10 protein-coding genes are annotated in these 13,050 nt (G+C 69.4%); 6 read left to right on the plus strand and 4 right to left on the minus strand.

Going from position 1 to position 13,050, the window contains the following annotated elements:
* Positions 1-36 precede the first annotated feature (36 nt).
* From JGU66_20075 to JGU66_20085, 3 genes are all read left to right on the plus strand, one after another.
* Positions 37-987: a DUF2381 family protein gene (locus JGU66_20075; protein MBJ6763071.1), complete on the plus strand. Its 951-nt coding sequence runs from the start codon at positions 37-39 to the stop codon at positions 985-987.
* Between the two features lie 66 nt (positions 988-1,053).
* Entirely contained in the window at positions 1,054-1,818 is a 765-nt protein-coding gene (locus tag JGU66_20080; protein ID MBJ6763072.1) for a hypothetical protein, read from the plus strand.
* 64 nt (positions 1,819-1,882) lie between these two features.
* Positions 1,883-2,656: a site-specific DNA-methyltransferase gene (locus JGU66_20085; GenBank protein MBJ6763073.1), complete on the plus strand. Its 774-nt coding sequence runs from the start codon at positions 1,883-1,885 to the stop codon at positions 2,654-2,656.
* On the opposite strand, the gene JGU66_20090 is transcribed toward JGU66_20085, so the two are convergent.
* Positions 2,635-3,273, minus strand: a complete 639-nt coding sequence (locus JGU66_20090) for a 2OG-Fe(II) oxygenase (protein ID MBJ6763074.1) — start codon at positions 3,271-3,273, stop codon at positions 2,635-2,637. The two genes, JGU66_20085 and JGU66_20090, sit on opposite strands and share 22 nt — an antisense overlap.
* Positions 3,274-3,379: 106 nt before the next feature.
* On the opposite strand from JGU66_20090, the gene JGU66_20095 reads away from it, so the two are divergent.
* Together JGU66_20095 and JGU66_20100 are read left to right on the plus strand one after the other, a co-directional pair.
* Complete coding sequence (locus JGU66_20095; GenBank protein ID MBJ6763075.1) at positions 3,380-4,660, plus strand: dicarboxylate/amino acid:cation symporter; 1,281 nt, start codon at positions 3,380-3,382, stop codon at positions 4,658-4,660.
* Positions 4,661-4,729: 69 nt separating this feature from the next.
* A complete protein-coding gene (locus JGU66_20100) occupies positions 4,730-5,218 on the plus strand; it encodes a peptidylprolyl isomerase (GenBank protein MBJ6763076.1) in 489 nt (162 codons plus the stop codon).
* A 40-nt stretch (positions 5,219-5,258) separates the two neighbouring features.
* Here the strand turns inward: JGU66_20100 and JGU66_20105 are convergent, their stop codons facing one another.
* Entirely contained in the window at positions 5,259-6,146 is an 888-nt protein-coding gene (locus JGU66_20105; GenBank protein ID MBJ6763077.1) for a flagellar motor protein MotB, read from the minus strand.
* 273 nt (positions 6,147-6,419) lie between these two features.
* Here JGU66_20105 and JGU66_20110 point away from each other — a divergent pair, with 273 nt between their 5' ends.
* A complete protein-coding gene (locus JGU66_20110) occupies positions 6,420-8,873 on the plus strand; it encodes an ABC transporter permease (protein ID MBJ6763078.1) in 2,454 nt (817 codons plus the stop codon).
* Positions 8,874-8,909: 36 nt separating this feature from the next.
* Here the strand turns inward: JGU66_20110 and JGU66_20115 are convergent, their stop codons facing one another.
* Entirely contained in the window at positions 8,910-10,841 is a 1,932-nt protein-coding gene (locus JGU66_20115) for an ABC-F family ATP-binding cassette domain-containing protein (GenBank protein ID MBJ6763079.1), read from the minus strand.
* A gap of 88 nt (positions 10,842-10,929) precedes the next feature.
* On the minus strand, positions 10,930-13,044 hold the full coding sequence (locus JGU66_20120; GenBank protein ID MBJ6763080.1) for an elongation factor G: 2,115 nt from the start codon (positions 13,042-13,044) through the stop codon (positions 10,930-10,932).
* Between the last annotated feature and the right edge of the window lie 6 nt (positions 13,045-13,050).

Raw genomic sequence — 13,050 nt, forward strand, 5'->3', positions numbered from 1 at the left:
TACGTTCCGTAGGTTCTTGCGAGGAGCCTCTCCATCGTGCGCTTCCGGTGTCTGATCGCGTTCGCGGTCCTCCTTGGCTCCAGGGTCGAGGCTGTCGCTCCCCCGGTCTCGCAGGACGCGCCCGTGCGTCGCATCGAACTGACCTCTGGGAGCGGTGGGGTGGTTCCGGAGGTGGTGATTGGTCCGGGGTTGTCCACCACCTTCCTCTTCGATGCGGACATCCAGGCGGATCGACTGGACCTGGAGGGGCGCGAGCGCTTCGCGCGGCTGGCGGGCGGGGCGTCTCATGTCGTGGTGCTGCCGTCCGCCGACCTACGGCCCGGTGAGCGGCTGCGCTTCAGCGTGTCCTATCGGGACGGCGCCGCGCCCACGCGCGCGACCTTCCTGCTGAGGGCCGCCGAGCCCGGTCAGCCCGTGGAGCGGCAGGTGGAGGTCAACCGCCGACCTCGGACGGTGGAGTCCTACCGGGTGGAGGTGGCGCAGCTGGAGGCCCAGGTGGAGTCGCTCCGGACCGAGCTGCGCCAGGTCCAGGGGGCCGCTCCGTCGGCGTGTGAGCGGACCCCTCCGGCCACGACGGAAGACACCGGGCCCTTGATGGACCTGCTGAGTCGCACGGTGGTGGGCCCGCTCTCGCTCAACCTGGTGAGGCAGCCTTCGGTGGTGTGCCGGGGGGCATGTACGGCGCAGGTCCTCTCTGTCACGCGCTACGTGATGCTCCCGCATCTGGCCGTGCGGCTGGTGATCCAGGCCAAAGGCGCGGAGCGCTGGTCCACCGGGCGTCCGGTGTTGTTGGACCGGCGAGGCCGGGAGGTGAAGCACCGCTTCCAGTGGCAGTCCGGTGTCGATGTGCCCCACCTGTTCACGAGCCTCCTCGTGGAGACGCTGGTGGAGGATGGGAGGCTCGAGGACTTCAACCTGCTCACGCTGAAGCTCTCGGATGCGGACGGCGGGGGACAGGCCTCGTTCGAAGTGGTGTTCTCCTCGTAGACTCCGAGGTGGGCGTGCCGCGGCACCCGAGCCGCGCGCCTCCTTGGCACAGGAGAGCTCCACCGCATGAAGCTTGGCTGTGACGCGCGCGTCGAGGACGGCCCTGGCTTGCTGGTGGACCGCGAGGTGTGCGCCCGGCTGCGCGCCACCGTGGGCCCTGACTTCGTGGCCCATCGCGGCTACGCCGTGGCGGCGGAGCGGGGCGACTGCAGCTTCCTGGAGACCGAGGGCACGCGGCACTTCGCCGGCGAGGTGGCCCTCTACGTGGACGAGCCCGCGCCGGCCACCGCGGCCCAGTATGCGCGCGTGTCCCGCACGGGGCTGTGGCTCCGGGCGCCCTCGGGGCGGCTGTGGCTGGTGGGCGTGGGCGCGGTGTCCGGGAGCACGCCCGAGGACGCGCCGCCGCTCTTGGACGTGGAGGTGCCGCCGGGTGACTGCTCGGTGGACCTCTACGTGTACACCCCTCACGCGGTGCGGCTGGAGGAGGAGGGCTTTCCGGGCGAGCCGCCCCCGAGCCGCTGGACGGCGCCCTTGCACGTGTCCGGGTGCCTGGTGGCCGTGCTCGTGGCGGTGGGCGGGCTGGGCGCGGCCGTGCTCGCGTGGCGCGGGACGGCGGGCGCGTGGGAGTGGCCCCTGGGGCTGGGCGCGGCGCTGTGGCTCGCGTGGGGGCTCGTGTATCGCCTGTCCGGTGAGGCGTCCCGGGAGCGCGGGCGCGAGGCGTCGCTCCGGCGGGCGCTCGCCGAGCTGCCGCCCATTCCCCGCTATGCCATCGTGGTGCGCACGGGGTTCAGCCCTCCCGCGGACGCTCATGGCGGCGGGGTGCGCGGCTGAGGGCGGCTGTCACCATGCGGGCCTTGAGCCTCGCGCGGCGACGTGTAGGGTGGGGCCCCTCACGATGACTGCCGACCTGACGCCCGAGTCCTTGCGCTGCGTCCGCGCCGACGCGCGCGAGCCGGAGGGCTACCTCGCCGCCCTTGGCGACACCCGCGCCACCCTGCTGCACACGGATCCGCCGTATTGCCTGCTCACGCGGCGGCGCAAGGGCGGGGACCTGAGAGACCCGCGCGCGAACAAGAAGATTGATCGCAACCCCATCGTCCGGTTCGAGACAGTGCGCGACTACCGCACGTTCTCCGAGGCGTGGCTCGGGCGCGCCGTGGCGCACCTGACGCCGGACGCGCCGCTCGTCATCTGGACGAACCTCTTGGGCAAGGAGCCCATCCTCACCGCCGCGCGCGGCGTGGGCTACGGGCACCTGTGGGGCGAGTACACCTGGGGCAAGCGCACCACGGACAAGAACGCCAACGAGCAGCTCTTGCGCGTGTACGAAGTCGCGCTCGTCATCGCGCGCGCGCCGCCCGCGCCGCTGGCCCCGGGAGACGTGTCGCCCGTGTGGGCTGTCGTCGGAGGCTATGACGACGACGCGGAGGCCGCGCGCTGGGGCGGACACCCGCACCACAAGCCCTTCTCCGTGCTGGAGCCGCTGGTGCGCGCGTACAGCCGGCCCGGCGACACGGTGTTGGATCCGTTCGCGGGCAGCGGCTCCATGCCCTCGGCGGCGCTGCGCCTGGGGCGACGCCCCGCGTGCATGGAGGTCGAGCCGGAGTGGGCGGAGCGGATTACCCACCGCCTGCGCGAGACGGCCCGTCAGATGGCCAGCGCGCGGTAGTGCCGCGTCGACGCCCACGTCGGCACGTCCGTGGGGCGCGCGGTCCACCAGTTCATCACCAGCGTGCGGCGCTCCCGCGCGGTGCCGGGCAACCGGCCCTCGGGGATGTCGTTGTTCGCATCCAGCACGCCGTGCGTGAGCGTCCCGTCGAAGACGACGAGCCGGTTGGGGCGCGGCGCCACCAGCGTCAGGTCGTCCAGCCGCGAGGGCGCGAGCGAGGGGTTGTCCTCGCACGGCAGCTCGCGCGTCACCGCCAGCGCGCCGCCGCGCACGCGGTTGAGGAACAGCACCGAGGAGATGCGCGGATGCACCAGAGGTCCACCCGCGCGCGCGAGCCGCTCATCCAGGTCCTGATGGAAGTCCACCCGCACGTCCTTGGGGCTCATGCGTGACAACCACCACTCCACGCCCGCGATGCGCCGGCGCGCGGCGATGGCGGGACGCAGCGTGTGGATGACCTGCTCCACCACGTTGGTGGGCGGGCCGAAGTCGTACCAGAAGGTGGTCTGGTAGGTGTGGCGCAGGCGCTCCTGCCCCACGGCGCCCACGCGTCGCAGCAGGCGGTGGAAGAGGGGAGCAGGCAGGGCGGCTTCGGTGAGCTGGACGAGGGTTCGCACGCGGGGCGCAAGCTTTCCGTCGAAGTGAGGGTGGGCGCCACTCCCTTTCGTCGCTAGGCTGCGCGGCCCAATGCCCACCGGACAGGGTGGGCGCGGAGATTCTCGGATGAAGCCGCACCAGAAGATGCTCCTCGGCATGTCCATCGGCGCGGTGACGGGCCTCTCCGCTCGCGCGCTGGCGGGCAAGGCCGCTCCCTGGCTGGACTGGTGCATCACCAACCTCACCCAGCCGGTGGGGCAGATCTTCATCAGCCTGCTGCTCATGTTGGTGGTGCCGCTGCTCTTCGCCGCGCTGGTGATGGGGGTGGCGGAGTTGGACGTGAAGCAGGTGGGCCGGCTGGGGGCGCGCACGCTCGGCTATACCGTCGTCTTCTCCGTCATCTCGGTGCTCATCGGGCTGGTGCTCGTCAACACGCTCAAGCCGGGCGTGGGCTTGAGCGACGAGGCGAGGGCCCTGGCCCACGGCGGCGTTCCGGTGAGCGCGGCGCCGGCCCTGGAGAGCACGTCGCCGGCGGCCATCCTGGTGTCGATGGTTCCGAAGAACCCCATCAAGGCCGCGGCGGACGGCGACATGATTGGCCTCATCGTCTTCTCGCTGCTCTTCGGCATCGGGTTGGCGCTGACGCCCGGCGAGCCGGCGGTGCGCCTGCGAGAGACCATCCAGGGCCTCTATGACGTGATGATGCGGCTCATCGACATGGTGCTGCGACTGGCGCCGGTGGGCGTGGGCGCGCTCATGTTCTCCATGACGGCGCGCCTGGGCTTCGACATCCTCCGGCAGCTCGCGTCCTACGTGGGCGTGGTGTTGCTGGCGCTCGGGCTGCACATGTTCGTCGTGTACTCGCTGTCCGTGCGCTTCCTGGGCGGGCGCAATCCCATCCAGTTCTTCCGTGACTGCCGGCTGGCCATCATCACCGCCTTCTCCACGTCCTCCTCCAGCGCCACGCTGCCCACCGCGCTGAAGGTGGCCGAGGAGAACCTGAAGCTGCCGCGCAACGTGTCGCGCTTCGTCCTCACCGCCGGCTCGGCCATGAACCAGAACGGCACCGCGCTCTTCGAGGGCGTGACGGTGCTCTTCCTCGCGCAGGTCTACGGCGTGCCGCTCAGCCTCCAGCAGCAGGCCATCATCATGTTCATCTGTGTGATGGCGGGCATTGGCACGGCCGGTGTGCCGGCGGGCTCCATCCCCGTCATCGCGATGATTCTGGGCATGTTCAAGATTCCGGTGGAGGGCCTGGGCCTCATCCTCGGCGTGGACCGGTTCCTGGACATGTGTCGCACGGTGCTCAATGTCACCGGCGATCTGGCCGCAGCCGTCTACGTGGCGCGCGCGGAACCGGCTGCTCCCTCGGATGCAGAGGGAGCGTCGGAGCCCACTTCGCCCTGACGGAATGCGCGCCCACCCCCACCTTCCACGCAGCAGTCCCGCAGTCGTCGCCCACGCAAGGAGCCGTCCATGAAGGTCGCGAAGGACCGAGTCGTCTCGCTGGAGTACCGCCTGCACCTGGGCGACGGGCAGGTCATCGACCAGAGCGCGCCCGGCAAGCCGCTCGCCTACCTGCACGGCCATCGGCAGATTGTCCCGGGGCTGGAGAACGCCCTGGAGGGCGTGGAATCGGGGACGAGCCGCACCGTGGTGGTGCCCCCGGGGCAGGGCTACGGGGAGCATGATCCGCAGGGCGTGCGCACCGTGGCGCGGGCCATGCTGCCTCAGGGCATGGAGCCCAAGGCGGGCATGACGCTGATGGCCCAGACGGACCAGGGTGACCTGCCGCTGCTCATCAAGGAAGTGCACCCGGACTCGGTGGTCATCGACATGAACCACCCGCTGGCGGGCAAGACGCTGCACTTCGACGTCACCGTGCAGGAGGTTCGGGACGCCTCCGTCGAGGAGCGCTCCCATGGTCACGCGCACGGCCCGGACGGCCACCACCACCCGGCTTGAGGCCCGGTCCGCCGGCCCGGTCCGCGCGCGGCCGGGCTACTCAGTCCACCTTGTCCGTCGCGAAGGATGCGCCCGCGACGAAGCGGAAGGTGGGCGTGTCGAGTCCCGCGCCCACGCCCGGGCCGCCCATGACGTACAGGTCCAGGCCCGGGAGCGTGTGGCGGCGGATGGCCACCAGCAGCTCCGCGCCGATGCGGCCACCCTGCAGGGGCAGGCCCACCAGCGCGCTCACCTCGCCGCGCGTCGTCTCGCCCTCGCGCGACGTCACGGTCGCGGCCAGCCGCAGCTCGTTGCCGACGATGTCCTTGTTCTCATAGGAGACCGGCGTGAGGTCCCGCTTCTGGCGCAAGTAGAGGCTGGCCTCGCCGCCCACCTGGAAGCCCTCGCCCACGTACCCGAGCTGCAGGCGCGGTTGATACACGTGGTCCTCGCGGCCGAGCGCGGCCTCGCTGCCCACCGGCAGCCCCGCGGTCATCGCCAGCGCGAGGTTGAGCGGCGCCTGATGCGTCATGCGCAGCAGCGCCACGCGCGCGCTCAGCCACGGGGTGGCGAGCCCACTCGACTGCGGCTGCGAGTACGCCAGCGTGGGCTGACCATTCTGGGAGATGATGAAGGGCAGCTCGGCGCCCACGTCCAGCCACGAGAAGACGCCGTACGCCGCGGTGAGCGACAGCGTCATCTTGTTCTCCACCAACCCCACGCCCGCGCCCGGCTCCCAGCGCGTCTGGAAGCGCATGGGCAGGTTCTCATAGTGGAAGTTGAACGAGACGCGCGCCATGCCCTGCGGCAGCGTCCGTCCCGTCCCCACCATCAGCGAGCCCAGCGCCGACGGATCCATCCGCAGTCGCTGGAGGTCGAACCGGGGCAGGGAATTCAGACTTTCGCCGCCTTCCGCTCGCGCGGCGGTGGGGGCGAAAGCGAGAGACAGGGCAGCGACCAGGAACGCGAACGGGGAGCGGGGCACTGAGGGGAACTCCTTCTTCGAACGGAACAGAGTGCGGGGCCGGGGCATGGTCCGCACCTCCGGAACACATACGTGGCGAGTCACCACGGCTGGTCGTTTTTTGAATTTCTGTTGTTCATTTCGTGGAGACATGACGCGGCAAGCCGCTCGGAGGTTGTTCGAGAAATCACGCGGTTCTCGGGCAATGGGGAGGGGCGTCGCGCCGTAGGCACCGCACCAGCTCCGAGGTGCCCCACCATGACGAAGTTGTACGAGGACCTTCGCTTCGCTTGCCGCGTGTTGCTCAAGAACCGCGGCTTCACCCTCGTGGCCGTGCTCACGCTCGCGCTGGCCATCGGAGCGAACACCGCCATCTTCAGCGTGGTGAACGGCGTCCTCCTGCGTCCGCTGCCGTATCGCAACCCCGAGCAGCTCGTGCAGGTGGTTCGCCGAGGCGTGCATGGCACGAATACCTCGCAATCCGTCGTGGGCCTGGCGTGGTGGCAGGCGCACGCGACGTCGGTGATGACGAAGGTCACGGCGTTCGAGGTGCTCCTCGTCGGCTTCAACATGGTGGGGGAGGGGGTGCCGAGGCGGCTGGCGGGCTCGCGGGTGACGCAGTCGTTCTTCGACACGATGGGCACACGGTTGGAGCTGGGGCGTGACTTCCTCCCGGAGGAGGATGTGCCGGGCGCGGCGAAGGTGGCCATCATCAGCTACGGCCTGTGGCAGCGGCAGTTCGGTGGGGCGGCGAACGTGCTGGGCCGCTCGATGACGCTCAATGACGAGCCGTACACGGTGGTGGGCGTGGCCGCGAAGGGCTTCGCCTATCCCGCGGGCGCCGAACTCTGGACGCCGCTCCAGCTCGACATGACCAACCGGGACCGCTCCAATTACTTGTTTTTCACGGCGCGACTGAAGCCGGACCTGTCTCGCAAGCAGTTGGACGCGGCGTTGAACACGCTGTCCATCCAGCTCCGCGCCGACGAGCCGAAGGTCCTCGAGGAGAAGATGGACCTCGTGGTGGAGGACTTGCGCGACTTCCTCGTGGGCGACTTGCAGTCGGCGATGTGGGTCTTGCTCGGGGCGGTGTCGCTGGTGTTGCTCATCGCGTGTGTGAATCTGGCGAACCTCCAGTTGGCGCGCTCGGCGGCCCGGCAGCGCGAGTTGGTGGTGCGCGCGGCGTTGGGCGCCTCGTCCGGGCGGATCATCCGGCAGATGCTCACCGAGAGCATCCTCTTGTCCTTGGTGGGCTCGGTGTTGGGGTTGGGGCTCGCCGTGGTGAGCTTGCCGTTGCTCTTGTCGCTCGCTCCCTCGGAGATGCTCGTCGGCGAGTCGGTGAGCATCGACGGGACCGTGTTGGCCTTCACGATGGTGGCGGGGGTGATGACGGGGCTGCTCTTCGGCTTGTTGCCGGCGATCCAGGCTTCGCGGCCGGAGTTGTCGGGGGCGCTGCGTGAGGGCGCGCAGCGGGCCACCGCGGGTCGCGCGGGAGGGCGGACGCGGGCGTGGCTGGTGTCGGGGCAGGTGGCGCTCGCGGTGGTGTTGCTGGTGGGCGCGGCGCTGCTCATCCGCGGCTTCATGTCCTTGAGCCAGAAGAACCCGGGCTTCGAGCCGAAGAACGTGCACGTGATGCGCATGTCATTGCCCGAGACGCGCTACGCGCAGCCCGCGGTCCTGGAGCGTTTCCAGCGGCAGGTGGTGGAGCGGGTGCGGGCCTTGCCGGGCGTGGAGGCCGCGGGCTTCACCACCACGCTGCCCATGGAGCAGGGGCCGAGCATGAGCTTCAGCATCGAGGGCAAGTACGACGGCAACGATAACGGCCCGGGCGCGGGAGGCGCGCAGTATCGCCCGGTGACCCATGACTACTTCTCCGCGATGGGCATCGTGCTCGTGTCGGGCCGCTTGTTGACGGAGTCGGACGGGGCTGGCTCGGAGCCCGTGGTGGTCATCAACGAGCACATGGCGCGCAAGCACTGGCCGGGCGAGGAGGTGGTGGGGCAGCACATCCGCCTGGCGCACTCGGTGCCGTTCGGAGATCAGGTGCCGCGTCGCATCGTGGGCGTGGTGCGCGACGTGTACGAGCGCGGGCTGGATGAGGAGGTGCCCAACATCACCTACATCCCGTCGGGACAGATGTCCGACAAGCTCGCGCAGATGCTCGTGCACTTGTTGCCGCAGTGCCTGGTGGTGAGGTCCAAGGGGACGCACGCGGCGGTGATGGCGGATGCGCAGCGCGAGATGTGGTCGGTGGACTCGCAGCAGCCGGTGACGGAGACGCTGAAGCTGGAGTCGCATGTGGAGCGCTCGCTCGGCTCGGAGCGCTTCAACATGGTGCTCCTGGGGCTCATGGCCGGGCTCGCGTTGGTGCTCGCGGCCGTGGGCATCTATGGCGTGCTGTCGTACCTGGTGAGCCAGCGGACGCGGGAGATGGGCGTGCGGCTCGCGCTCGGCGCGACGAAGGGGCAGGTGGTGTTGCTGGTGCTGCGCCAGGGCTTCGTCTCGGTGGCGGTGGGCGCGGCGGTCGGCGTGGCGGGCGCGCTGGCGCTCACGCGGGTGGTGTCCAGCGTGGTCCATGGCGTCAGCGCCCTGGACCCCTGGTCATTCGTCAGCGCACCGCTGCTCCTCTTGAGCGTGGCGCTGGTGTCCATCTGGTTGCCGGCGCGGCGCGCCTCGCGTGTCGACCCCATCATCGCGCTCCGCTACGACTGACGTGGTGACGAAGGGCAGGGGGCTGGCGGGACGGCGCTACGCGGCGCCGCTCGCCAGGTCCTGCAGCTCCTGCCAGCGGGCGTAGAGGCGGTCGACCTCGGTGGCGGCCGTCTCCAGCGCCTGGTTCACCTCGGCCACCTTGGCGCCGTTGCTGTAGACGGCGGGGTCGGCGAGCTGGGCCTCCAGTCCGGCCTTGCGCTGCTCAGCCGCTTCGATGGTGGCCTCCATGCCGTCCAGTTCGCGCTGGTCCTTGTAGGACAGCTTGCCCGGCTTGCGTGCCTGCTTCGCCGCCGGGGCCGCCGCGACGGGCTCCTCTTTCTTCGGCGCGGGCTTGGTGGCGGGGGAGGCGCCCGCGGGCGCGGCCTGCTCCTTCAGCCGCTTGTACATCTCGTAGTTGCCCTCGTACCGGACGACGCGGCCGCTGCCCTCGAAGGACAGGATGGACGTGGCCACCTTGTCGAGGAAGTACCGGTCGTGCGTGACGAGCAGCGTGCTGCCCTGGAAGCCCAGCAGCAGCCGCTCCAGGACGTTGAGGGTGACGATGTCCAGGTCGTTGGTGGGCTCGTCCAGCACCAGCACGTTGGCGCCCTCGATGAACAGGCGCGCCAGCAGCAGCCGGTTGCGCTCACCGCCGGACAGCGCGCCCACCTTCATGCGCTGCATGGGCACCGGGAAGAGCAGGTCGTCCAGGTAGTCGCGCAGGGCGATCTTCTCGTCGCCCAGCTCCACCCACTCCTCGCCCTGCGAGGCGGCCTCGTACACCGTCTGCTCGGGGTCGAGCTGGGTGCGCTGCTGATCGTAGTAGGCGACCTTCGTGTTCTTCCCGATGACGAGCTTGCCGCCGTCCGGAGGCAGCTCTCCCAGCAGCACGCGCAGGAACGTCGTCTTGCCCACGCCGTTGGGCCCCACCAGGCCCACGCGCTCGCCGCGCTGGAGCAGCAGGCTGACGTCGTCCAGCACCTTGCGCTCGCCAAAGGACTTCTGGAGCCCCTCGGCCTCGATGACGGTGTGGCCCAGCCGGGGCGCGGCCACCACGCGCAGCTCGGCCACCTTGGGGCGCTGGAAGCCCTTCTCGGCCATCAGCTTCTGGGCGCGCTCGATGCGGGCCTTGCTCTTGGTGCGCCGCGCCTCCACGCCTTTGCGCAGCCACGCCACTTCCTGGGAGATCCACCGCTCGCGCTTGTGCTGGGCGACCTCGGCGTTCTGCTGCGCCACCAGCTTCTGCTCCACGTAGGCCGCGTAGTTGCCGGGGTAGGACGTCACGCCCCCGCCCGGTTGGATCTCCACGATGCGGTCCACCAGGTCGTCGAGGAAGTAGCGGTCGTGGGTGACGAGCAGCAGCGAGCCGGGCAGCTTGTCCAGCTCGTCCTCCAGCCAGTCCACCGTGTCCGCGTCCAGGTGGTTGGTGGGCTCGTCCAACAGCAGCAGGTCCGGCCGCGTCAGCAGCGCGCGGGCAATGGCCACGCGCTTGCGCAGGCCTCCGGAGAGCTGCGCCACCGGCAGGTCCCACTCGCGCACGCCCAGCCGATCCAACAGCGTCTTCGCGTGGTGCTCGGTGTCCCAGCCTCCGAGCTGCTCGATGCGGTCGCTCACCGCGGAGAGCTGCTCCAGGAGCTTCTCGTGGGCCTCGGGGGGCGCGGCCTCCAGGCGGCGGGTGAGCTCGGCCTGCGTGGCCAGGGCCTCCTTGAGCGGGGCCTGGGACACGGACAGCTCGGAGGCCACGGTGGCGCCCGGCTCGAACACGGGCTCCTGGGGCAGGTAGGTGACGCGGGCGCCGCGCCGAAGCTGCAGCTCGCCCGTGTCCGGACGGGCCGCGCCCGCCAGGATCTTCATCAGCGAGGACTTGCCCGAGCCGTTGACGCCCACCAGTCCCACCCGCTCGCCCTCCTCGAGCGTGAGCGTGAGGCCCTGGAAGACGGTGCGGCTGCCGAAGCTGAGCTGGACATTGGCGGCGCGAAGCAGCGTCACGTGCGAAGACCTCCGAAAGCGCGAAAGGCGCCCCCCAACCTCGGGGAGCGCCTTCCCTACTGCCAGAGCCGCGTCGCGGAAGCCCGGACTACTTGCGGGCCGCCGCCTCGGCCGCCAGCTTCTCCTTGTACGCGGCCATCAGGGCCTCGGACTCGTTGCGCGGGACCGGCGTGTACTTGGCGAACTCCATCGTGAACTCGCCCTTGCCCTGGGTGGCGGAGCGCAGGTCCGTGGAGTAGCCGAACATGGTGTTCAGCGGCACCTCGGCCACGGCCGTCACGTAGCCCTGGTCCGTCTCCGTGGAGAGGATGGTGCCACGGCGCTGGTTGAGCTGACCGACCACGGAGCCCTGGAAGTCCTCGGGAGCGGAGACCTCCACCTTCATCATCGGCTCGAGGATGATGGGCTTGGCGGCGGCGTAGCCCTCGCGGAAGCCCATGATGGCGGCCGTCTTGAACGCCATTTCGGACGAGTCCACCGCGTGGAACGCACCGTCGTTGATGACGACGCGGATGCCCACGACGGGGAAGCCGATGAGGCTGCCCTTCTTCACGGCCTCCTGGAAGCCCTTGTCGCACGCCGGGATGAACTCGCGGGGGATGGAACCGCCCACGATGTCGTCCACGAACTCGTACTGCTGCACCGCGTCCGCCGGCAGGGGCTCCACGTAGCCGCACACGCGCGCGAACTGGCCGGAGCCGCCCGTCTGCTTCTTGTGCGTGTAGAAGAACTCGCCCTTCTGGCTGATGGTCTCGCGGTACGCCACCTGCGGCTTACCGGCCTGGACCTCGCAGCCGTACTCGCGCTTCATGCGCTCGATGTAGATCTCCAGGTGCAGCTCACCCATGCCGCGGATGATGGTCTGCCCGGACTCCTCATCGCGGTGCACGCGGAAGGTGGGGTCCTCCTTGGTGAACCGGTTGAGCGCCTTGGAGAAGTTGGCCAGCGCGCCACGGTCCTTGGGGGCCACGGCGAGCGAGATGACGGCGTCCGGAACGTGCATGGACGTCATCGTGTAGTTCACGGCGCCATCCGTGAACGTGTCGCCCGAGGCGCACTCGATGCCGAACAGCGCGACGATGTCGCCGGCCGAGGCCTCGTTGACGTCGTTCATCTGGCTCGCGTGCATGCGGACGATGCGCGGAACCTTGACCTTCTTCTGGTTGCTCTGGTTGACGATGAAGTCACCCTTCGCGACCTTGCCCTGGTAGATGCGCATGTACGTCAGCTGCCCGTAGCGACCATCTTCCAGCTTGAACGCCAGACCGACGAACGGCTTGCTCGGGTCGGACTCGAGGATGACCTTCGCCTCGTTGTTCTTCTGGTCCAGCGCCTCGTTGGTCGCCTCCTTCGGGTTCGGGAGGAAGCCACAGATGGCGTTGAGCAAGAGCTGGACGCCCTTGTTCTTGTAGGCCGAGCCACACATGACCGGCGTCATCTTCAGGGCGATGGTGGCCCGGCGGATGGCCGCCACCAGCTGCTCCTCGCTGATGGGGGAGTCGGACAGGAACAGCTCGCCCAGGCCGTCATCCACGTCGGCGACGCCCTCGATCATCTGCTGGCGGCGCTCCTTGGCCTCCTCGAGCAGGTCGGCGGGAATCTCTTCCTCGCGAACGGTCTCGCCGCTCTCGCCGTCGAAGTAGAACGCCTTCATCTTGATGAGGTCGACCAGGCCGTGGAAGCGGTCCTCGGCGCCGATGGGCATCTGCAGCTTGACGGGGTGGTGGTGCAGCTTCTCCTTCAGCTGCGCGGCCACGCGGTCATAGTTCGCGCCAGCGCGGTCCATCTTGTTGATGAACGCGATGCGCGGAACGCGGTAGCGCTTCATCTGCCGGTCCACGGTGATGGACTGCGACTGCACACCGGACACGGAGCAGAGCACCAGGATGGCGCCATCGAGAACGCGGAGCGCGCGCTCCACCTCGATGGTGAAGTCCACGTGTCCCGGGGTGTCGATGAGGTTGATGTTGAAGTCGCCCCACATCGCGTACGTGGCGGCGGACTGGATCGTGATGCCCTTCTCACGCTCCAGGTCCATCGAGTCCATCACGGCGCCCACGCCGTCCTTGCCACGAACCTCATGGATCTCGTGGATCTTGCCCGTATAGAACAAGATGCGCTCGGAGAGGGTCGTCTTGCCCGAGTCGATGTGGGCGGAGATACCGATGTTACGAATCTTCTCGATGGGTACGTTGGAGGCCACGATCCG

The sequence above is a fragment of the Myxococcaceae bacterium JPH2 genome (genome assembly GCA_016458225.1).
In the GTDB taxonomy this organism is placed as follows: Bacteria; Myxococcota; Myxococcia; order Myxococcales; family Myxococcaceae; genus Citreicoccus.

Coding starts and splice junctions, on each gene's coding strand:
- JGU66_20080 (MBJ6763072.1), top strand. CDS start 1,054: ATGAAGCTTGGCTGTGACGCGCGCGTCGAGGACGGCCCTGGCTTGCTG.
- JGU66_20085 (MBJ6763073.1), top strand. CDS start 1,883: ATGACTGCCGACCTGACGCCCGAGTCCTTGCGCTGCGTCCGCGCCGAC.
- JGU66_20095 (MBJ6763075.1), top strand. CDS start 3,380: ATGAAGCCGCACCAGAAGATGCTCCTCGGCATGTCCATCGGCGCGGTG.
- JGU66_20100 (MBJ6763076.1), top strand. CDS start 4,730: ATGAAGGTCGCGAAGGACCGAGTCGTCTCGCTGGAGTACCGCCTGCAC.
- JGU66_20110 (MBJ6763078.1), top strand. CDS start 6,420: ATGACGAAGTTGTACGAGGACCTTCGCTTCGCTTGCCGCGTGTTGCTC.